17 protein-coding genes are annotated in these 19,913 nt (G+C 67.1%); 12 read left to right on the plus strand and 5 right to left on the minus strand.

Features of this window, described 5'->3' with window-relative positions:
* Positions 1 to 19 precede the first annotated feature (19 nt).
* From AC1DVI_RS08640 to AC1DVI_RS08650, 3 genes are all read right to left on the minus strand, one after another.
* Positions 20 to 1,336, minus strand: a complete 1,317-nt coding sequence (locus tag AC1DVI_RS08640) for an aspartate aminotransferase family protein (RefSeq protein ID WP_476957603.1) — start codon at positions 1,334 to 1,336, stop codon at positions 20 to 22.
* 6 nt (positions 1,337 to 1,342) lie between these two features.
* Entirely contained in the window at positions 1,343 to 2,407 is a 1,065-nt protein-coding gene (locus AC1DVI_RS08645; protein ID WP_476957604.1) for a phosphotransferase, read from the minus strand.
* Positions 2,408 to 2,501: 94 nt separating this feature from the next.
* Entirely contained in the window at positions 2,502 to 3,185 is a 684-nt protein-coding gene (locus AC1DVI_RS08650; protein WP_476957605.1) for a GntR family transcriptional regulator, read from the minus strand.
* A 246-nt stretch (positions 3,186 to 3,431) separates the two neighbouring features.
* Between AC1DVI_RS08650 and AC1DVI_RS08655 the strand changes: the two genes are divergently transcribed.
* Positions 3,432 to 3,752: a DDE-type integrase/transposase/recombinase gene (locus tag AC1DVI_RS08655; protein WP_476957606.1), complete on the plus strand. Its 321-nt coding sequence runs from the start codon at positions 3,432 to 3,434 to the stop codon at positions 3,750 to 3,752.
* A gap of 50 nt (positions 3,753 to 3,802) precedes the next feature.
* On the opposite strand, the gene AC1DVI_RS08660 is transcribed toward AC1DVI_RS08655, so the two are convergent.
* Positions 3,803 to 4,528 (minus strand): TetR/AcrR family transcriptional regulator, encoded by a 726-nt coding sequence (locus AC1DVI_RS08660; RefSeq protein ID WP_476957607.1) that lies wholly within the window; start codon positions 4,526 to 4,528, stop codon positions 3,803 to 3,805.
* A gap of 155 nt (positions 4,529 to 4,683) precedes the next feature.
* On the opposite strand from AC1DVI_RS08660, the gene AC1DVI_RS08665 reads away from it, so the two are divergent.
* From AC1DVI_RS08665 to AC1DVI_RS08710, 10 genes are all read left to right on the plus strand, one after another.
* Complete coding sequence (locus AC1DVI_RS08665; protein ID WP_476957608.1) at positions 4,684 to 5,826, plus strand: ABC transporter ATP-binding protein; 1,143 nt, start codon at positions 4,684 to 4,686, stop codon at positions 5,824 to 5,826.
* A 22-nt stretch (positions 5,827 to 5,848) separates the two neighbouring features.
* Positions 5,849 to 6,913: an ABC transporter substrate-binding protein gene (locus tag AC1DVI_RS08670; RefSeq protein WP_476957609.1), complete on the plus strand. Its 1,065-nt coding sequence runs from the start codon at positions 5,849 to 5,851 to the stop codon at positions 6,911 to 6,913.
* Between the two features lie 14 nt (positions 6,914 to 6,927).
* A complete protein-coding gene (locus AC1DVI_RS08675) occupies positions 6,928 to 7,806 on the plus strand; it encodes an ABC transporter permease (protein ID WP_476957610.1) in 879 nt (292 codons plus the stop codon).
* Positions 7,803 to 8,603 (plus strand): ABC transporter permease, encoded by an 801-nt coding sequence (locus tag AC1DVI_RS08680; RefSeq protein WP_476957611.1) that lies wholly within the window; start codon positions 7,803 to 7,805, stop codon positions 8,601 to 8,603. The genes AC1DVI_RS08675 and AC1DVI_RS08680 overlap by 4 nt, the downstream gene beginning before the upstream one ends.
* 39 nt (positions 8,604 to 8,642) lie before the next feature.
* Positions 8,643 to 10,268, plus strand: a complete 1,626-nt coding sequence (locus AC1DVI_RS08685; protein ID WP_476957612.1) for a class I adenylate-forming enzyme family protein — start codon at positions 8,643 to 8,645, stop codon at positions 10,266 to 10,268.
* 58 nt (positions 10,269 to 10,326) lie between these two features.
* Positions 10,327 to 11,094: an enoyl-CoA hydratase/isomerase family protein gene (locus tag AC1DVI_RS08690; RefSeq protein WP_476957613.1), complete on the plus strand. Its 768-nt coding sequence runs from the start codon at positions 10,327 to 10,329 to the stop codon at positions 11,092 to 11,094.
* Positions 11,095 to 11,138: 44 nt separating this feature from the next.
* Positions 11,139 to 12,134: an MDR family oxidoreductase gene (locus AC1DVI_RS08695; protein ID WP_476957614.1), complete on the plus strand. Its 996-nt coding sequence runs from the start codon at positions 11,139 to 11,141 to the stop codon at positions 12,132 to 12,134.
* A 554-nt stretch (positions 12,135 to 12,688) separates the two neighbouring features.
* Entirely contained in the window at positions 12,689 to 13,303 is a 615-nt protein-coding gene (locus AC1DVI_RS08700) for a glutathione S-transferase family protein (protein ID WP_476957615.1), read from the plus strand.
* Positions 13,304 to 13,360: 57 nt separating this feature from the next.
* Positions 13,361 to 15,433 carry a 2Fe-2S iron-sulfur cluster-binding protein gene (locus AC1DVI_RS08705; RefSeq protein ID WP_476957616.1) on the plus strand — a complete coding sequence of 691 codons (2,073 nt, stop codon included), beginning with the start codon at positions 13,361 to 13,363 and terminating at the stop codon, positions 15,431 to 15,433.
* 511 nt (positions 15,434 to 15,944) lie between these two features.
* The gene (locus AC1DVI_RS08710; protein WP_476957617.1) at positions 15,945 to 16,199 is read left to right on the plus strand and encodes a DUF4167 domain-containing protein; all 255 of its coding nucleotides are present in this window, start codon (positions 15,945 to 15,947) and stop codon (positions 16,197 to 16,199) included.
* 145 nt (positions 16,200 to 16,344) lie between these two features.
* Here the strand turns inward: AC1DVI_RS08710 and AC1DVI_RS08715 are convergent, their stop codons facing one another.
* Positions 16,345 to 17,367, minus strand: a complete 1,023-nt coding sequence (locus AC1DVI_RS08715; protein ID WP_476957618.1) for a TMEM43 family protein — start codon at positions 17,365 to 17,367, stop codon at positions 16,345 to 16,347.
* A 703-nt stretch (positions 17,368 to 18,070) separates the two neighbouring features.
* Between AC1DVI_RS08715 and AC1DVI_RS08720 the strand changes: the two genes are divergently transcribed.
* On the plus strand, positions 18,071 to 19,912 hold the full coding sequence (locus tag AC1DVI_RS08720) for a TonB-dependent receptor domain-containing protein (RefSeq protein WP_476957619.1): 1,842 nt from the start codon (positions 18,071 to 18,073) through the stop codon (positions 19,910 to 19,912).
* The last annotated feature ends 1 nt before the right edge of the window (position 19,913 follow it).

Consider the following 19,913-nt stretch of genomic DNA (forward strand, 5'->3'; position numbering starts at 1 on the left):
GCGGCTTAAAGCCCGTCACTCACAACGCCGTCAGCACCTCATCGAGCGTGGCGAGGAACAGCGTGGCGTCCTCGGACGAGAAGACCAGCGGCGGGCGGATCTTCAGGATGTGCCCCTCCTGCCCGGTCGCGCTGATCAGCACCCGGCGCTGGCGCATTCCGTTCACCACGCGGGCCGTCTCCTCCGACGCCGGAGTCTTCAGCTTGCGGTCGCGCACCATCTCGACGCCGATGAACAGCCCGCTGCCGCGCACGTCGCCGATCAGCTCATGCTTGGCGGCGAGCGCGCGCAGGCCGTCGATCATCTCCGTGCCGACGGTCAGTGCGTTCTCCTGCAGACGGTCCGCCTTGATCACGCGCAGCACCGCCAGGGCCACCGCGCAGGACACCGGGTTGCCGCCGAAGGTGTTGAAATAGCGCTGGCTCTTGCCGAACGCCTCGATCACCTCCGGCCGGAACACCGCGCCGGCCACCGGATGGCCGTTGCCCATCGGCTTGCCGACCGTCACGATGTCGGGCACCAGCCCGTGGCGCGCAAAGCCCCACATGTGCGTGCCGAGCCGCCCGAAGCCGGGCTGCACCTCGTCGGCGATGAAGATACCGCCGGCCTTGCGCATCACCTCGACCGCCGGGGCGAGGAAGCCGGCCGGGTCGGTGAAGACGCCGCTGCTGGAGAAGATGGTGTCGACCAGCAGCGCCGCCGGGGCGATCCCCTTCTCCCGCAGGTCGGCGATGGCCGCCTCGACGGAGCGGGCGAAGGCGGCGCCGACCTCGGCTTCCGGCATGCGATAGCCGTCGGGCGCCGGCACGACGCGGACATGGTCGCCCAGCTTCACCGCGGCACCCAGCGAGGGCGACATCTCGGCCAGCGCCGAGGTCACGCCGTGGTAGGCGTTGTGCGCGATGACGACGCCGGTCCCGCCGGTGTGGACGCGGGCAACGCGCAGGGCCAGATCGTTGGCCTCGCTGCCGGTGCAGGTCAGCATCAGGTGCGACAGCTCCGCCGGGAACTCCGCCAGGAAGGCTTCGGCGAAGTCGAGGATGCCGTCCGTCAGGTAGCGCGTGTGGGTGTTCAGCACGGCCGCCTGCTTGGCCATCGCCTCCACCACCTCCGGCCGCGAATGCCCGACCGAGGCGACGTTGTTGTAGGCGTCCAGATAGCGGTTGCCCTCGGCGTCGTAGAGGGACGAGCCCTCCCCGCGCACGACATGGATCGGGTCGGCGTAGAACAGCCGGTAGGCCGGACCGAGCAGCTTCTCGCGACGGGCGATCAGGGCGCGCTCGCGCTCCGGCAGGGGCCCGGCGGAGTCGGGTGCGTAGGCGTTGATCATGGTCATGGCGGTTCACACTTTCTGGCAGGCGAGATGGAGCAGGCGGCGCGCGGTGGCGGCCTCGTCGCCGGTCAGCCGGTCCAGGCCGGCGAAGGCACGTTCGGCGTTGCGCAGGATGTAGGCGGCGTTGGCGGGGTATTCGGCCGCCCGCCAGCTGGTGATGCCGATGGTCAGGGCGAGGCGGCCCGCCACCAGATCGGGCAGCAGTTCCACCTCGTCCTCCGTCAGCGGCAGCACGGCGTTGTAGGCGCGGGTCATCTCGACCACCGAGCCGAAGGGCGTCTCGCCGCTGGTGACGTGGTAGGCGAGCGCCGTCGCCAGATCGTTGACCAGCGGCGCCCGCAGCGCGTCGCCGAAATCGATGATCCCGGTGACCGTCTCGTGCCCAATCGGATCGACCACCGCGTTGTGGGGGTTCAGGTCGTTGTGGATCACCTGATGGCGCAGGGTGGGCAGCCGGGGGGCGATCTCGTCGGTGAAGCGGGCGACGAAGCGCTCGACCATGCCGCGGCGCCGGTCGTCCGCCACGTAATGCAGCCGGTCGGCGACGCTGGCGGTGCGGGTGATGTCCCACAGCAGGTCGCGCTCCGAACCGGGATGCTCATAGTCGGCCAGCGCCCGATCCAGCCGGGCCAGCGTCGTTCCCAGCGCCCGCATCAGCCCCGGTGAAGGCGGTGCGGCGTGGAGCGGTGTCCCCTCGAGATAGGTCAGCAGCCGCAGAACCATGGCGCTGCCGTCGATCTGGACGATCGCCTGGGCCTCCCCGTCCAGCGTCGGCACGACCCGCGGCACCGGCAGAGTGGCGTCACGCTCGGCCACATGCTGCATCGCCCCGGTCTGGAAGCCGGTGACGGGTTGCGGCTCCGCCGGGTTGGTGAACTTCAGCACATAGCCCCGCCCCGCCCCCCCTCGCTCATTGGGCGCGGCAATGTGGAAGTTGCGGTCGCGCTCGCTGCTCAACTCGCGGACGGTGCCGGCCACGCCGAACCACCGTTGCAGGATGGCGCCGGCCTCCTCCGTGGAGATTGCCGGCGCGGCGGTGGTCAGAACGTCACCCTGGATCGGGGCCGGTGTCATCGCCGGTGTCTCCTTGTGGTTCGAAGCGGTCAATGTTTGATGCATCATCGTGGCGGGTGGATCGGCTGAGAAAGCGGATGGGATCGGCGAGGGATCAGACGGCGAGCGCCTCGGGGTGCACGCCGTCGATCCTCTCCAGGATCGGGCCGCTGGCCAGCAGGATGTCGGCCTGGATGGCGTGGGCTGCGGCGGGGCCGTCGTGGCGGCGGATGGCGTCCATCAACGGGTAATGGTGGTCGATCATCGTGCGCCCGGCACCGCCGTAGACGTCGGCGATCAAGGGTCCCATCTGCAGCCACAGCCGCCGCAGAATGTCGCCGAGCACCGGCATATCCGCGAACTCGGACACCTTGAAATGGAATATCTGGTTGAGTTCGGTGGCCAGCGCGGTGTTGCCGGCGGCCATCGCCTCCTCGTTGCGCTTGAGCAGGGAGTCCAAGGCCGCGATCTGCGCGGGCGTCGCCTGCTCGGCGGCGCGGGCGGCGGCCAGCCCTTCCAGATTGACGCGGATGTCGCGAATCTCCAGGTACGTGGCCCGGGTCAGCATCGGAACGCGGATATCGCGCGGCGAGCGCAGCACCAGGGCCTGATCCTGCACCAGCCGCAGGATGGCGTCGCGCACCGGCGTGACGCTCGTCCCCAGCCGGTCGGCCAGATCACGGATCTTGAGGCGATCGTTCGGCTTGAAGGCGCCCTTCATCAGGGCCTCGCACAATTTCTGGTAAATCGTGCCGCCGAGATTGTCGTGTTCGAGAAGGGTGAGATCGAACCCGCTCATCCTCCGCCCTTCCTCGTCATCCGATGCATGATGCATCATAATGCCGTGAAAAGAGGGCAAAGGTCAAGGCAGCCCGCAGGATCATCCAGAGCTGTCGCATTTGGCCGTCATGGTCCTCTCCCTACCGAAGGGCTTTGCGATAGTGCCGGATTTCGGGTGCCATGAGCGTATTCCGCAGCGAAGCAGCTCTGTTGCAAAGTTGGCCGGCATGCGGCGGAAGGGTTGGACGCTGGAAGGGGCCAAGCGGTGTCGGAGGTCAGGGGTCGCCACGTCGGAGGGTGGGATCGTGCCCCGGGCGGTACGTCGGCCCACCTCTACCGGGCCGCCGACAAGCCTGGGATCATCATCGACCTCCGCCTCTCTCCCACACGAAACACCGCCGCCTCCGCCAAGCGCTTCCCGGCCAAGGCGCCGAACGGCTTGAAGGAGTCGGAGAAGCCGGCGGCCATCAACACCGACGAGGCGCCAACCCATGGGCCGGCCCTGGCCGAAATACATGCTGAAGGGGCTGACACCGACGCAGTCACCTCCGTACAACACATTGTCAAACGTTCTAAATTCACGTGATGGGGAAGTTTGCCACACCAAGCCTGAAGCCGCTTGGCATGAACACGTTTTCAAGTGGCGTCTGTAGCCTGCTGGGTTGGACAATCGAATTCCTCCATCGCCTTGTACCACTGATCCGACAGAGCTTTTGCCAAGCTGTCGGCGGTGGGAAACGACCGACACAGCAGCGCGTCGCCATGAACAAATCTTTCTCGAAGGCTCTCGATCGTCATAGCGATCATCAATCTCAGAACACCTTCAAATTTGCTGCGCTCACCCTCGGTAAATGGACGACCGCGACGGCGGGCGACGACCGCTATGATGCGATCGACCCACTCTGAATTCATGCGTTCGCGCATGCGCAGCACCTCCGGGTCACGTGTGGCGAGTTCGGAGAACAGGCTGTAGACGCCGGCGTTCGCCTCGTAAGCGCGGCAATAGACCGTATTGGCGTCGAGTATCGCATCGTAACTGCTCCTCGGCCCCTTGGTTGCCGACCGCCGATACGTCACATGCTCAAAGAACAGATTGACGAGGACAGCGGCGCACTCGTCCATGTCTTTGAAATAGTTGTAGAAAGTGCCACGGGATAGCCCGGCCTCGTCAAGCAGCGCCTCGACGGTCATCAGTTTTCCCGGAAACGTCCGAAGGTGACGGGCGACGATCGAGAGCAGCATGTAGCGCGTCCGCTCCCGTTTCGGGCGCGTCCGTTCCCGGCTCCATATCGCGAGCACCTCTTCGAAGAACAGCGGAGCGGAGCCTTCGCCGCACTCGGGCTCGCTTCCCGGTTTGTCCACACCCTCCCGCATCTTACGCCCTCACCCTTCGACCGAATCGGTCCTGACCATGAATGTTGGACAATCGCACTGTGACCTCTTGACGCGGTATATTTTTATACATACTGTCATTTTTAGACAATGCGTCATCACTGGACAGGCCGATGGTACCTACGATGGTGGACGTGAATAAACCTTCAAGTGGCACCTTGACCAGGGAGGCGAACCTGCAAACGAGGTCCACCGGCGCGACGATCGAGTTCCAATCCGTCAGGAAGGCCTATGGATCGGTAAAGGCGCTTCATGATTTCTCTTTGACGATTCGTCCGGGAGAGTTCCTGACGATCCTTGGATCGAGCGGGTCCGGCAAAACCACCGCGCTCAATGCACTTGCGGGCTTCTCCACGACCGACTCGGGCGATATCCGCATCGACGGGCGTTCGGTGATCGACGAGCCGCCGGAGCGGCGAAATCTGGGGATGGTGTTCCAGAACTATTCCCTGTTCCCCCACATGTCGGTGTTCGACAACATCGCCTTCCCGCTGCGCATGCGCCGCGCGCCGCGCCGGGAGATCAAGGAGCGGGTGGAGCGGGTGCTGGAGATCGTGCGGCTCGGCCCGTTGGCCGGTCGCATGCCTCGCGACCTGTCCGGCGGACAACAGCAGCGCGTCGCCTTCGCCCGGGCCATCGTGTTCGAACCTCCCGTCCTGCTCATGGACGAGCCGCTGGGCGCCCTCGACCTCAAACTGCGCGAGGCGCTGCAGTTCGAGATCAAGGAAATCCAGCACCAGCTCGGCTGCACCGTGGTCTATGTGACCCACGATCAGCGCGAGGCCCTGGCCATGTCGTCGCGCATCGTCGTGTTGCGCGACGGACGGATCGAGCAGGTCGGCACGCCGTCCGAAATGTACGACGCGCCGCAAAGCCGCTTCGTCGCCGATTTCATCGGGCAGACCAACCTGCTTGCCGCCGACGTGGCGCAGCCCGGATCGGTGGCCATACCCGAACTCGGCATCACCTATCGGGAAAACGCATTCACGGCCCGTCCAGGCTCCTGGTACGCGAGCATTCGCCCCGAGAAGCTGCAGCGCCGCCCGGCCGAAGGGCCGGACATCGCCGTATCGGTCACCGTCCAGGAGGCCGTGTTCCTCGGCGACGTGATCGAATACAGCGCCCGCACCGATCACGGTGCGCTCATCCACTTCCGGGAACAAAGACGCGACAGGGACCGGATCCCGGAACGCGGAGAGACGGCGAACCTCGTTCTCCGCCCATCCGACGTAGTCCTCGTTCCGGACCTTTCCAGAACCAGTCGATGAAAAGCTGATAGAGGAGCGTTCTATGAACAAGCTGCTGTGGAGCCTCTCTCTCGGAGCGGCGCTCGTCGGCGCCGCTGGTGGTGCGGCGCTGGCTCAGTCCCGGGACAAGACGGTCGTGATCGCCAATTACGGCGGCGCTTGGGCGGAAACGCTCAATCGCATCTGTATCCAGCCCTTCACCAAGGAGACGGGGATCACCGTCACGCAGGCCGCGACGGAAGACTCCCTCGCCCAGATCCGCGCCCAGCAGACCACCAAGAACATTCTGTGGGACATCGCGCCCACCGAGCGGTCCGGACTGCCGGTGTCGCAGAAGAACGGTTGGCTGGAGCCCATCGACTGGTCGGTGGTCGACCCTGACAACAAGCTGCCGCCGATCGCCCGCAAGACCCACGCGATCGGATCGGTGGCTTATTCCACCACCATCGGCGTGCGCACGGACAAGCTGCCGGAAGGCAAGACCTTCACCGGCTGGAAGGACTTCTGGGACGTCAAGCGGTTCCCCGGCCCCCGCACGCTGCGCAACTCCCCGGCGGAGAACCTGGAATTTGCGCTGATCGCCGACGGCGTGAAGCCGTCCGAGGTCTATGACGTGCTCCGTTCGCCGGAAGGCGTGGACCGCGCCTTCAAGAAGCTCGACGAGATCAAGCCGGCGATCACCGTATGGTGGACGAGCGGGCAGCAGCCGGTCCAGTTGCTGGCCAGCGGCGAAGTGTTCTACGCGACCGCCTTCAACGGCCGTATCCAGCAGTTGCAGAAGGACAAGCTCCCGGTCGAGCTGATCTGGAACGGCGGCTCGCTCGACGTCAGCTACTACTCGATCGTCAAGGGGGCCAACAACGCCGCGGCGGCCATGCAGTTCATGAAATACTGCTGGAACGAGCCGCAGCGTCTGGCCGAGATAGCCCGCGCCATGCCCTACTCCAGCTTCAACCCCGACATCTACAAGATCCTGTCGGCGGAGGAAGCCAGGCAACTTCCGACCAGCCCGGAAAACATGGAGGTGCAGTTCGCGCTGAACGCCGAATTCTGGGCCGAAAACCTGCCGCGCATTCAGAAGCGGTGGGAAACTTGGCGTCTGCAATGAGCGATGGCGTTTCCATGCCGCGTGATGGGATAGGGGCGTCGCGCCGACGGCGCGCGCCCTTCTCCTCCCTCTGGCTGCTCGCTCCGGCGGCCGTGCTGTTCCTCCTGGCCTTCCTCGTCCCGGTGGGCGAGGTCGCGCTGTGGAGCCTGCAGGGCGACGCCGGACTGACGGCGGAGCATTACCAGGAAGCGCTTGGTGAGGGCCCCTACCGCACCATCCTGTTCGGAACGTTGCAACTCGCCGCCGGCGTGGCCTTCGCGTGCATCCTGGCCGGCTACCCCGCCGCCTACTGTCTGGCGTCCTGCCCGCCGCGGCGCCGCACGTTGCTCCTCCTGCTCATTCTGACGCCGCTTTGGGTCAGCGTGCTGGTGCGGACCTTCGGCTGGATCGTCGTCCTGGGCCGCGAGGGATTGGTGAACTCCATGCTGATCGGTGCGGGACTCATCGATACGCCGCTTCAGATGCTTTACAGCCGTGGGGCCGTGTACATCGCGATGGTGCAGGTGCTCCTGCCGGTCGCCATCCTGGTCATGTTCTCCAGCATGACGACCATCAACCGCTCCCTGCTGCTGGCGTCGCGCATCCTCGGCGCCACCCCGTGGCGTGGCTTTCTCCACGTCTTCCTGCCGCTGAGCGCCGGCGGCGCGGTCAACGCGTGGATGCTCACCTTCGTCCTGGCCCTGGGCTTCTTCATCACCCCGGCCCTGGTCGGCGGGCCGAAGGAAAACATGATCGCGAACATCATCGCGACGCAGATCACGGTGACCCTCGACTGGGGGCTGGGTTCGGCTCTCGGGATGGTGCTGCTGGTCGCCGGCTTCCTGATGGTGGGCGCCGTCGCCCTGCTCTTCCGGCGCGTCACCCGGCTGAGCGGCCATGGAGGGACGCGATGAAACGAACACTGTGGGAACAGTCCGGACGCTACCTCCTGCCCGTCTATTTCGTCGGCGTCCTCCTCTATCTGCTGCTGCCGCTGCTGCTGGTGGTGCCGATGTCGGTCAGCGAGACGCGCTACCTCAAATTCCCGCCGACCGGCTTCACGCTGCACTGGTACGAGGACTTCTTCGCCACGCCCGGCTGGATCGAGGCGACCTGGCGCAGCCTGGTCATCGCAACCGCCAGCGCGCTGCTCGCGACCGTCGTCGGCACGGCGGCGGCGCTCGTCCTGAGCCGCGACGGCCGCGCGGTGCGGATCGCGGGACCGATCTTCCTGGGGCCGCAGGTCGTGCCGGTCATCATTCTCGCCCTCGGCACGCTCCTCGTCTTCAGCCGATTCGGCCTGTACGGCTCCATGGGCGGCATCGTGCTGGTGCACGCGGTCCTCGCGTTGCCCTTCGTCACGACGACGGTGTCGGGAGCGCTCCGCCAGACCGGCGACACGCTCGCCCGGGCCGCCCGGGTCCTGGGCGCCCGGCCGCACGAGGCCTTCTGGTACGTCACGCTGCCGACCATCCGGCCGGCGGTCATCTCCGCGGGCGTCTTCGCCTTCTTCATCTCCTTCGACGAACTGGTCATCGCCCTGTTCGTCATGGGCCGCAACGAGACCCTGCCAATGCGGATCTGGGCCGACATGCGCCACGATCTGACGCCGGTTGTCGCGGCGGTCGCGTCGCTGCTCATCTTGGCCACCTTTGCGGCGGTTTTCCTGAGCGACCGCATCCAGCGCCGCGCCGCACGGCGCGCGGGATAACCGGTCGCGACGCGCCACCTCTTATCGACAGGAAGAGTGATGTTCGCAGATTTTCGCACGGAAGAACCCGATGCTCTCGCCCGCCGTCTGGAAACGGCAACGCTTCCGGATTCGGTGTTCGACCTCCTGGCGCAAACCGCCGTCCGACACCCGGACGCCCCGGCGTGGCGCTTCATCGACGACGGTGTCGAGCGGAGCTGGGGCGAGGTGCTGGCCAAGGTCGAAACCGCCGCCGCGGCCTTCGCGGCGCTCGGCATCGGCCCCGGCGTGCATGTCGCGGTCATGGCCTGGAACCGGGAGGAGTTTCCCATCGCGTGGCTGGCGTTGTCCCGCCTGCAGGCGGTGATGGTGCCGGTGAACGCCACTTACACCTCCCGCGAGGTCGAGTATGTGCTGAAGACCTCGCTCGCCGCCTTCCTCATCCTGGAGGCGGAGTTCCTGCCGCATCTCGATGCGCTTGAGACGGTGTCGCTCCCCCCGTCCAGCGTCATCGTCATCGGCGATGCGGCGCCGGGCCAGCATCGCCGCTGGCAGGCGCTGATGGACGAGGCGCAGGGCCGCCGGGCACCCCACACCCCCCGTTCCGCGGACGCGGTTCTCAATCTCCAGTACACGTCGGGCACCACCGGCTTCTCGAAAGCCTGCATGCTGACCAACGACTACTGGCTTTGCCTGGGCTTCAGCTCCACCGAGTTCTTCGCCACCGACCTGCGGCGCTTCTATGTGGGTTCGAGCTTCTTCTACATGGTCGGGCAGAGGATCCTGCTGAACGCGATGGTGAGCGGCGGCTGCGCCTTTTTCCCGCGCAAGCCCGGCGCCAAACGCTTCATGCTCGATGTCGCGCAACTGGAGTGCGACTACTGCGCGCTGTTCGAGATGGTCTACAAGCAGCCGGCCCGGCCAGCGGATGCGCGCAACGCGCTCAAGCTGGCCACCATCTTCGCGTTCGGACCGGAAAGCCACGCCGACTTCCAGCGCCGCTTCGACGTGTACGGGCAGGAGTTCTACGGCATGACCGAGATCGGCGGCGGCACCTACATGCCGGCGCACCGGATCGCCGAGATGACCGGCTCGGCCAGTTGCGGGGTGGTCGCCCCCTTCCGGGACGCGATGATCGCGGACGAGGACGGCAACCCCGTGCCGACGGGCGCGACCGGGGAGCTTTGCGTGCGTGGCCGCGGCCTGCTGAAGGGCTATTTCGGAAACGAGGAGGCGACGGCGCAGGCGTTCCGCAAGGGCTGGTTCCGCACCGGCGATCTGGCCCGCGTGGACTCCTCCGGATATCACTATATCCTGGGGCGGACCAAGGACATGGTGCGCCGCAGCGGCGAGAACATTTCGGCCCGCGAGGTCGAGGTGGTGCTGCGCACGCTCGACGGAATCCAGGACGCCGCGATCGTTCCGGTTCCCGACGATTATCGCGGCGAGGAAATCAAGGCCTACATCCAGTTGGCGCCGGGGGTCGATCCCTCGACCTGCACGCCGGAGCGCATCGCCGATCACTGCGGGCGGCATCTCGCGGCCTTCAAGGTGCCCCGCTACTACGAGTATCGCGACTCCTTCCCCCTCACGGACTCCCAGCGTGTGCAGAAGAAGCATCTGCTGGCGGAAAAGCCCGACCTCCGCGTCGGCGCCTACGACTGGCAGGACAAGATCTGGCGCTGACGCCTGCACCCCGTCTCCCCGTGAAAAAAACCAACCGGCCTCGAAGAGGACTTCTGACATGCCCGAGATTACCGCCCAGACCGAGGGCGCGATCCGCATCCTGACCATCTCCAACGAAGCCAAACGCAACGCGTTCGAAGGCACGATGGCCGCGGATTTCCTAAGCCACCTGAACGATGCGGACGGCGACGGCGCCGTGCGGGTGGTCGTGGTGACGGGCGCTGGCGACATCGCCTTCTCAAGCGGACACGACCTGAATGAAATCGCCTCCGGCGCCCACGCGGCGACGAACCTGGGAGAGGCCCCGTTCCTGCGCCCACGGGACATGACGAAGCCGGTCATCGCGGCCGTCAACGGGCACTGCTACGCCGCGGCGCTCATCCTCGCTTTGTCCTGCGACATGCGCGTGGCGAGCGTCAACGCGTCGTTCGGCTCGCCGGGCGCCCGTTTGGGCATGCTCCCGGAGGGTGGACAGATCGGCCGGTTGCCGCGGCTGATGTCGTCCGCCCGCGCCTTGGAACTGATGCTGACCGCCAATCCCCTGCCCGCGGACGAGGCCTACCGAACCGGCTTCGTCAACCGTCTGGCCGGACAGGGCGAGGCGTTGAAGGAAGCGCTCGCCCTGGCGCGTGCCATCGCCAAGAACGCCCCCTCCGTGGTGGCCGCGATCAAGGCCGGGGTGATCCTGGGGGAGCGCGAGGGGATCGACGCCGCCGGCGCCTATGAAGCGACGGTCGCCCGCCGGTTGGAGAAGGGAGCGGACGCCCGCGAAGGCGTCAGCGCCTTCCTGGAAAAGCGCGCCCCTGTGTTCCGTGGCGGCGAGTGACGGTGCCCATCCAACATCGTCTTCAACGAAGAGAAAGAACCACCATGGCCGAGAACTTCACAGCCTTTGTCATCGAGGACGTTGGCGGCAAGCCGAAGGGTGGCTTCACGACGCTGACGCTGGCTGACCTGCCGGACAACGATGTGCTGGTCGAGGTCGCCTGCTCCACGCTCAATTACAAGGACGGACTCGCCGTTTCCGGCAAGGGCCGGATCGCCCGCAAGCTGCCGATGGTCGCCGGCATCGATCTGGCCGGCACCGTGGTCGAGTCCCGCTCTCCCGCCTGGAAGCCCGGCGACAAGGTGGTCGCCAACGGCTGGGGCCTGTCGGAAACGCAGTGGGGCGGCTACACCCGTTTTCAGCGCCTGAAGGCGGAGTGGCTGACCCGTCTGCCGGACGCTTTCTCGTTCGAAGAGGCGATGGGCATCGGCACCGCCGGCTACACCGCCGCGCTGTGCGTAGACGCTCTGGAGCGGTGGGGCGCCATCCGCCCTGGCGGCAAGGAGGTGTTGGTCACCGGAGCGGCCGGCGGTGTCGGCTCCATTGCGGTGGCGCTGCTCGCCAAGCGCGGTTACCCGGTCGTGGCCTCCACCGGTCGGCCCGAAACGCACGATTATCTGGGTGGCCTCGGCGCCAGCGGCTTCATCGACCGCGCCGCCCTTCTGGAAAAGGGCGCGCCCTTGCAGAAGGAACGCTGGGCCGGTGGTGTCGACTCGGTGGGCGGGCAGACGCTGGTCAACGCGCTGTCGCAGACCGCGTGGGGTGGCGCCGTCGCCGCCTGCGGCTTGGCCGGCTCCTCCGATCTGCCGGGAACGGTCCTGCCGCACATCCTGCGCGGCGTCGCGCTGTTGGGCGTCGACTCCGTCATGGCTCCGCCGGACCGCCGCGACGCCGCCTGGACACGGCTGGCGCGCGACTTGGACCGGAGCGCGCTGAAGACGATGTACGAGGTGCAGCCCTTCGACGCGCTGCCCGAACTGGCGACCAAAATTCTCGCTGGGAAGATCCGCGGCCGCGTCGTCGTCGACGTGACCCGTTGAGAAATTTCGGCAGGTTCCGGCCCATCCTGCGGCCGGTGCTCCTTCCACGACAGCGTCTCGTCATTCCGATTTGCGCACCAACGTCGCGATCAAGGAGAGGGCAAGGTCCGGCTCTGTTGCAAAGTTGGCCGGCATGCGGCGGAAGGCCTGGACGCTGGAGGGAGCCAAGCGGTGGCGGGTGACCGGGATGCCAAACGGCCGTTGCGATGGTCTCGGCGAGATAGCGCTAGCCGGCGTAGCGGGGATTGGAGCGCCTCGTTACGCCCCTTCCGTATTTGGCCTCCGCCGGCCCCGGCAACGGGTTGGCCGAAAAGTTGACGGTGCCCCTTCAGAGTGGCCAACCGCCTTTCAATCGCCTTGTGACCTATTTTTACACCTATCTTGGACGGACTTGACCTTCAAACGCATTCATCCCGAACGCCCTTCTCCAACCGGGATTATTGCATTGAGTGTAATGATGAACTGCCAAACCGGGTCATTCCCGTGATCGGCTGAGGGGCGCACTCTCTGTGTGCGGATCGGGATGGTCCCGGCCAGCATCGCAGGAGTCGGCTATGAAGCTCTATCATCACCCGCTGTCGGGCCATGCGCACCGCGCCCGCCTGTTCGTCTCCCTGCTCGGACTGCCCCACGAGCTGGTCGAGGTCGACCTGACGGCGGGCGCGCACAAGACCCCCGCATTCCTGGCGCTGAACCCGTTCGGTCAGGTGCCCGTGCTGGACGACGATGGCGTGGTCGTCGCGGACTCGAACGCCATCCTGGTCTATCTGGCGAAGAAGGCCGGGCGCAGCGACTGGCTGCCCGAGGACGCCCGGAACGCCGCGGCTGTCCAGCGCTGGCTGTCGGTCGCGGCGGGCGAGGTCGCCTACGGCCCTGCGGCGGCGCGGCTGGTCACGGTGTTCGGCGCCGGCTTCAACCCCGATGAGGTCATCGGCCGCGCACACACCCTCCTGAAGAGGCTCGACAGCCACCTGTCCGGCCGCGACTGGCTGGTCGGCGACCGGCCGACCATCGCCGACGTCGCCATCTACAGCTACGTCGCCCGCGCCCCGGAAGGCAACGTCGATCTGTCGGGTTATCCGGCCGTTAACGCCTTCCTCCGCCGGGTCGAGGCGCTGCCGGGCTTCGTCCCCTTCGCCCAGACGCCGGCGGGGCTCACCGCCGCATGACGCGCTGCCAGGGCGCGCACACCGGCGCGCCCGCTTCTTTCACGGAGGAGACGGGACATGGGTGAGACCACGAAGTCGCTGCTGACGTGGCATGAGGGCGAGACGTTCCTGCAGGAGAAGGTCGGCGTCGCCGACCGGATGGCGATGGTCGGACAGCGGGTCGTCCGCGACTTCATGCCCGACCAGCACCGCGACTTCTACGCCCAGCTCCCGTTCCTCGTGATCGGCAGCGCCGACCCGGGCGGCGATGCCTGGGCCACCGTGCTGGAGGGCCGGCCCGGCTTCATGTCCTCGCCGTCCCCGACCCTTCTCGACATCGCCGCGCGCCCGGCTGCCCGTGACCCCGCGGGGGCCGGCATGGCCGATGGCGAGCCGGTCGGCCTCCTTGGCATCGAGATGCACACGCGGCGGCGCAACCGCATGAACGGCGTCGTCTCGACGACGCCCGCGGGCTTCCGCGTCGCGGTCGACCAGAGCTTCGGCAACTGCCCCCGCTACATCCAGCTGCGCGATGCTACGCTGGCCCGCGACCCCGGCCAGCCCTTCGCCGGAGGAGTCGAGGAACTGACGGCCCTCGATCCGGCGGCGCGGACGGTGATCGCGGCGGCCGACGCCTTCTTCGTCGCCTCCTACGCCGATCGCGGAAATCATCGTCAGGTCGACGTGTCGCATCGTGGCGGCAAGGCCGGGTTCGTCCGCGTGGCCGAGGACGGCACCCTCACCATTCCCGATTTCGACGGCAACCTCTTCTTCGCCACGCTCGGCAACATCCTGCTCAACGGGAAGGCGGGGCTGCTCTTCGTCGATTTCGCCAGCGGCGACCTGCTGCAGATGACCGGCGACGCCGCGGTGGTCCTGGAGTCGCCGGAGATCGCCGCCTTCCAGGGCGCCGAGCGGCTGTGGACCTTCAAGGTGCGCAAGGTCGTCCGCCGGCGCGGCGCCCTGGCCTTGCGCTGGACGCTGCGGACGGATGGCTGGTCGCCCAGCTCCCTGATGACGGGCGATTGGCGGCAGGCTGCCGACCGGCTGCGCGCGGAGGAGTTGGCGACGCGCTGGCGGCCGATGACGGTGACGGATATCGTCGAGGAAAGCGCCACCATCCGCTCCTTTCATCTGCGGCCGAACGACGGCGCGGGGCTCCTGCCGCATCTGGCCGGACAGCATCTGCCCATCCGCGTCACGCCGGCGGGCGCCGACACGCCGGTCGTCCGGACCTACACGCTGTCCGTCGCCCCGTCCGACGGGATCTACCGGATCAGCGTCAAGCGCGAGGGCCTGGTGTCGCGGCACCTGCACGACCATGTCCGGGTCGGCGACGTCATCGAGGCGCGCGGGCCGGCAGGCGGTTTCATCATCGACGCCCGTGCGACGCGGCCGGCCGTGCTGCTGGCCGGCGGCGTCGGCATCACGCCCCTGCTCGCGATGCTGCGCCATGTGGTCTATGAGGGGCTGCGCACGCAGCGAATCCGCCCGACGATCCTGGTCCACGCCGCGCGCTCCAGACCGGAGCGTCCGTTCGACCGGGAAATCGCCGATCTCGTCACGGCGGCGAACGGCGCCGTCCGGCTCGTCCGCGTCCTCAGTGATCCCGGCGATGCCGCGCCGGGAGTCGATTACGACGCCGTGGGCCGCATCGACATGGCGCTGCTGACGCGAATCCTCGGCTTCAACGATTACGACTTCTACCTCTGCGGGCCGCCCGCCTTCACACAGGCGCTCTACGACGGCCTGCGCGGCTACAACATCGCCGACGGCCGGATTCACGCCGAAGCGTTCGGGCCGTCCTCCCTGAAGCGGACGGGTGAGGCCACGGAAGCCGCCGTGACACCGGCGCGTCGGCCGCCCTCGACCAAGCCGGTGCCGATCACCTTCATGAACACGCTCAAGGAGGCGCGCTGGACACCCGGCTCCGGCACGCTGCTCGACCTCGCCGAGGCGCGCGGCCTCGATCCCGCCTTCAGTTGCCGCGAAGGCACCTGCGGAACCTGCCGCACCAAGCTGCTCAAGGGTGCGGTGACCTACGTCAAGGAGCCGAGCGCGGCGGTCGCCGCCGATGAGGTGCTGCTGTGCTGCGCCGTCCCCGCCGAAGCGGAGACGGACGAGGACGACCGCATCCAACTTGCGCTCTGACCGCGCACGGCCTTTCGTTCAGCCGCTTCCCGGAGTTACCTGCCACTTCGAAGGCCCGGCAATCTGCCGTATTCGCTGGAGCGGATTGGCTGAAATCTGATAGGTTGAACGAGGCTTCAACCGGTTAATGGGTGTCGTGGATGCCGGTGACGGAAAGGACTGCCCAAGGCGATCAGTATGTCCTTCCCGGTGCGGAACGCCGGACCGAGCCCGGCCTGCCTTACGCCGCCGAACCCGATGGTCAGCTCGCCCTACATTTCTACGAGCCTCCCCGTGCCGACGAGAGGGACCCCGGCAAACCGCCCCCTTTGTCGCGCCCGCTCCCCCGCCCCACGCCAATCAATGAAGGCCCGCTTGCCGGCCGCGTTGCGTTCTTCCCGCAGGTCATGAATGATGTGACCGAAGCTTTCCGAGCTTTTTCCGACGTGACAAAGAAATGCCGGGGTTGAGCGTTCGGAAATCATCCTTCGCTCCTGATCGCGGCCCGCCGACCACATGAGGATCAACGTTCATGCCTTTCGACAATCCGTCGGGCGATCGCGCCCGTCGGCAGCCACGGTTCGGCAAAGCGGCCCAACGGCAAGCCGTGCAGGGAGCCCCGGCGCGACCGCACCAGAAGGTCAATGGTTCCGCTCAGCAAAAGCACGTCCAGTGGCTCGCCCGCGCCGACGACGCCGAGCGATCCGGCGATTCCGTCGAAGCCGAAACCTGTCGTCAACACGCGGAGCACTGGTTCCGTGTGGCCCACGGTCGCAATGATCCCTGAGGCTCCGCTGATCCACCGCTGGCGGTGTCCTCGGGCCGTGGCGGCGTGACTCAGGCCGAATGGCCCTGGGCAGTCGAGCACGGCCCCGCTTGAGGGGTTCGTCGGCGGCTAGGCACAGTGTGCTGCGAAGCCCCCTCCGACCGGGTCAAGCCAAGGTGCCACGCCTCCGGGCAGCCAATCCGATCAGCAGCACATACCCGAGCGCAACGGCTTGCCCAGCGAGAAAGCTGCCGGCCACGCCACCCGGCACGGCCGCGACCGATGCGGCGGTGAGTGTCACGAGGATGCCGCCCAAGGGGACAATGGTCAGAGCGGTCCAGCGCCGCACCGGCGCCCAGAACGCCGGGATCAGGAACAACACCCAACCGGCGGCAAGAGCCCAGAGCATCGTTTCGGCACGCGCCGCGTTGGCGTTCTTCAGCACATCGTCGACCATGGTCGCGGCATCGACGCTTCCATTCGCCACGAGCGCCACGTCATCCCCGTCGATGCGAAGCGGCACCAATCCGCGACCGCTCCGGTCGGCCGCAGCGATCACGCTCAAGGCCCCCTCCCGCAAAGTCCGGTACATGAGTCGCCGGTCGTTGGCCGTCGGATGAGACACCGGGTCGGAATCCCGTGCGCTGCCGCTTGGTTGATAAGCCCCATGGGGATCGCTGGCGGAGAGCACCATGCCCGCGGGCAACCGGTAATCCTCGTTCGGGCGCAAGGGTTCCAGTGCCGAGGGCGTTGCGGCCAGAAGCGGGTCTGTCAACGCCCAGCCGTCAAGACGCGCGCCGGACGACGGCATGAACTGCGTCTCCTCAGGGCTCCAGCCTGCCTTCCGGCCGCCGCGGTACCGCTCGACGATCCGCTGGATGATCAGCGAGTTTTCGAAGGTAAGGCCCGTGCTGCTGTCGGTGATCGGCTTTCCAGCCGTTGCGGTTCCCCGGACGTAGACGACGCGCCCGGCCAGATCCGGACCGGGCTTGGCGGGCTCGGGATTGGCGAGCAGCGACCGAAGCTCGCCCACATGGGCCACCCGCACCGCAGCGTCGGTATGGAACCAGGCGTAGGCGCTGACGAGCAGAAAACTCAGGAAGAGGAACGTCACCGACGCCATCATGAACAGAACCGTCCGCTGCCTCCAGGGCACGCTCGGCTTCGCGGATGCGACGGTGTCGGTCATGGCGTCCGTTCTTGTGATCATGGCAGGTCCAGCCCCGACGATGTTCGGGTTGTGGGAAAGAGGAGAACAGCGGGTGCGATGACTGCGATCGTCGACCGCGTGCCGACCATTCCGGCGAATGGATGACCGCATCGGCAAGGAGTTCGTAGTCTTCGGCACCTCCCCCTCAGCGGGCACGGGCCGAACCTTACCCCGCCGAGCCGGGCCGCGACTTGACTTCAGGCAAGTGAACGTGCCCTTGCTGCCAAGCAGCAATTCGATGAGAACGCCAATATCGAGGCGCTTCTTGGGCACTGTCACGGTAATTGACACTGCCGGCAATGGCCGGCCCGCGCCTCATCACCCAACGCCGGCCCGTCTTTTAGGACGCCTCGATGCCGCGTCCGGCCAACAGCTCTTATCCAGCGGCGATATCGTCATCGCCTGTGAGCCGCCGCCGTAACGACGCCGCCTGAGAACATGCGGTTGCGTTCACGGAACAGAGGGGGGTTGACGCGAAAGTGATATGTAATGTTATAACATTACTTAGTTGGCGTGATGAGTTCCCACGCCAGGGGGACTTTTGGGGGATAACATGAACTGCCGTGCCAGCCGCGCCCGCCCTCGGGCGGGAAGGGTACTCTCTTGCCTTCTCGCCGCATCACCGGCCCTGTTGTGCGCCGCCGGAGCGTCGGCGGATGGTCCGGTCGTACTGGAACCGGTCGTGGTCAGCGCGACGACCACCGAACGCTCGCTGGCCGACGCCCCGGCGACCGTCACCGTCATCACCGGCGAGGAACTTCTGCAGCGCCCGGTGCAGGATCTGGCGGACGCCCTGCGCGACACGCCCGGCATCATGGTCGGCGGCATCGGTCTGAACCGCCGTGGCATCTCCATCCGTGGCATGCCGGACGAACACACGCTGATCCTGATGGATGGCAAGCGTGTGAACACCGCCGGCAACGCCATCGCGCATGCCGACTACGACCTCAACTGGGTGCCGCCGGAAGCCATCGAGCGCATCGAGGTGGTGCGCGGGCCGATGTCGTCGCTCTACGGGTCGGAGGCTCTGGGTGGTGTCGTCAACGTCATCACGCGCCGCGCCACCGATGCCTGGCATGGCAGCCTGTCCGCCCAGGGCGGGCTGACGGCCGGGACGGGCGGCGACAGCGGGCAGATGGGCGCCTATGCCGGCGGACCGCTGGTGCCGGGCGTGCTTGGCCTGAGCGTCACCGGCCGGAGCCAGAGCCGCGAGCCGACCCGCGCCCTGGCCGATCCGCGCCTGACCGAGCTGGAGAGGCGGCGCGCCGCCACCGGCAGCGCCACCCTGACCTGGACACCCGACGAGGCGCAGCGGATCGACTTGGCCTACGGGCAGGGGCACGAGACCAGGGATTACACCGTCCAATCCGGCGCCACCGCCGCGTCGATCTACACCACGACCGACACGATCGACCGCCGCCATCTCTCACTGGCGCATCAGGGTGACTGGACCTGGGGCAACACCAGCCTGCGCGCCTACCGATCCACGCTCGACCGCACAAGCCGACGCTCGGTCGGCGTGCCGACCGAGCCGCAAACGCTCACCGACGACATCGTCGATGGACACGTCAGCGTGCCGGTGCTGTCCTGGAACCGCGTGACGCTGGGCGGCGAATGGCATCGCGAGCGCCTGACTGACAGCACGATCAACCGCGCCGGCTCGGCGGCGGCGAACCATCACGCCCTGTTCCTCCAGGACGAGATCAGTTTGGGCGCCGACTGGTCGCTGGTGCTGGGCGACCGCGCCGACCATCACGAGGCGTTCGGGTGGCAGCACAGCCCGCGCGCCTATCTGGTCCATCACCTGACCAACGCGCTGACCGTGAAGGGCGGCGTCGGCAAGGGCTTCAAGGCGCCGACGCTGAAGCAGCTCTCGCCGCAATATCAGGCCGCCGCCGCCGCCGGTCGCTTCACCGTGGTCGGCAACCCGGCCCTGGAGCCGGAAACCAGCACCGCCTACGAGTTGGGAGCGGAGTACCGGGCCGAATCCTGGTCGCTTCGCGCCACCCTGTTCCAGAACGACCTGGAGAATCTGATCGAAACCGCCTGCACCCGCTTTTGCGGCGTCCGCGGCCGGGAAATCCGCACCTATCAGAACATCAACGAGGCCCGCATCCGGGGAATGGAGCTGGAGGGCGGAATCGACCTGCCGGCGAATCTGCGCCTCGACGCCAACTACACTTTCCTCGACAGCGAGGACCGCGGCACGGGTCTGGAGTTGAGTGAACGACCCCGGCACCGCGCCAACGCCACGCTGGCCTGGAGCCCGGTCGAGCGCTTCACCGCGCGGCTGCGCACCGAGTATGTAGCCCGACAGGCGCTCGCCCCCTCCTCGGGCGCGGCGACGCGCCTGCCGGCCTACACGCTGCTGTCGCTCGACCTCAGCCAGGCGCTGACCGACAGCGTGGTGTTGCGTGGCGGCATTCAGAACCTCACCGACCAGCGGCTGGCCGAAAAGTCCCCGCTCTTCCCCTATGCGGAAGAGGGGCGGCTCTACTGGGTCGGTCTGAACCACAGCTTCTGAC

The sequence above is a fragment of the Azospirillum sp. P4_B5 genome, assembly GCF_056402275.1.

Excerpts from the sequence above, each read along its gene's own strand:
- AC1DVI_RS08705 (WP_476957616.1), top strand. The coding sequence starts at position 13,361 with ATGGGTGAGACCACGAAGTCGCTGCTGACGTGGCATGAGGGCGAGACG.
- AC1DVI_RS08690 (WP_476957613.1), top strand. The coding sequence starts at position 10,327 with ATGCCCGAGATTACCGCCCAGACCGAGGGCGCGATCCGCATCCTGACC.
- AC1DVI_RS08640 (WP_476957603.1), bottom strand. The coding sequence starts at position 1,336 with ATGACCATGATCAACGCCTACGCACCCGACTCCGCCGGGCCCCTGCCG.
- AC1DVI_RS08675 (WP_476957610.1), top strand. The coding sequence starts at position 6,928 with ATGCCGCGTGATGGGATAGGGGCGTCGCGCCGACGGCGCGCGCCCTTC.
- AC1DVI_RS08680 (WP_476957611.1), top strand. The coding sequence starts at position 7,803 with ATGAAACGAACACTGTGGGAACAGTCCGGACGCTACCTCCTGCCCGTC.
- AC1DVI_RS08695 (WP_476957614.1), top strand. The coding sequence starts at position 11,139 with ATGGCCGAGAACTTCACAGCCTTTGTCATCGAGGACGTTGGCGGCAAG.
- AC1DVI_RS08685 (WP_476957612.1), top strand. The coding sequence starts at position 8,643 with ATGTTCGCAGATTTTCGCACGGAAGAACCCGATGCTCTCGCCCGCCGT.
- AC1DVI_RS08650 (WP_476957605.1), bottom strand. The coding sequence starts at position 3,185 with ATGAGCGGGTTCGATCTCACCCTTCTCGAACACGACAATCTCGGCGGC.
- AC1DVI_RS08710 (WP_476957617.1), top strand. The coding sequence starts at position 15,945 with ATGCCTTTCGACAATCCGTCGGGCGATCGCGCCCGTCGGCAGCCACGG.
- AC1DVI_RS08715 (WP_476957618.1), bottom strand. The coding sequence starts at position 17,367 with ATGACCGACACCGTCGCATCCGCGAAGCCGAGCGTGCCCTGGAGGCAG.
- AC1DVI_RS08645 (WP_476957604.1), bottom strand. The coding sequence starts at position 2,407 with ATGACACCGGCCCCGATCCAGGGTGACGTTCTGACCACCGCCGCGCCG.
- AC1DVI_RS08700 (WP_476957615.1), top strand. The coding sequence starts at position 12,689 with ATGAAGCTCTATCATCACCCGCTGTCGGGCCATGCGCACCGCGCCCGC.
- AC1DVI_RS08665 (WP_476957608.1), top strand. The coding sequence starts at position 4,684 with ATGGTGGACGTGAATAAACCTTCAAGTGGCACCTTGACCAGGGAGGCG.
- AC1DVI_RS08670 (WP_476957609.1), top strand. The coding sequence starts at position 5,849 with ATGAACAAGCTGCTGTGGAGCCTCTCTCTCGGAGCGGCGCTCGTCGGC.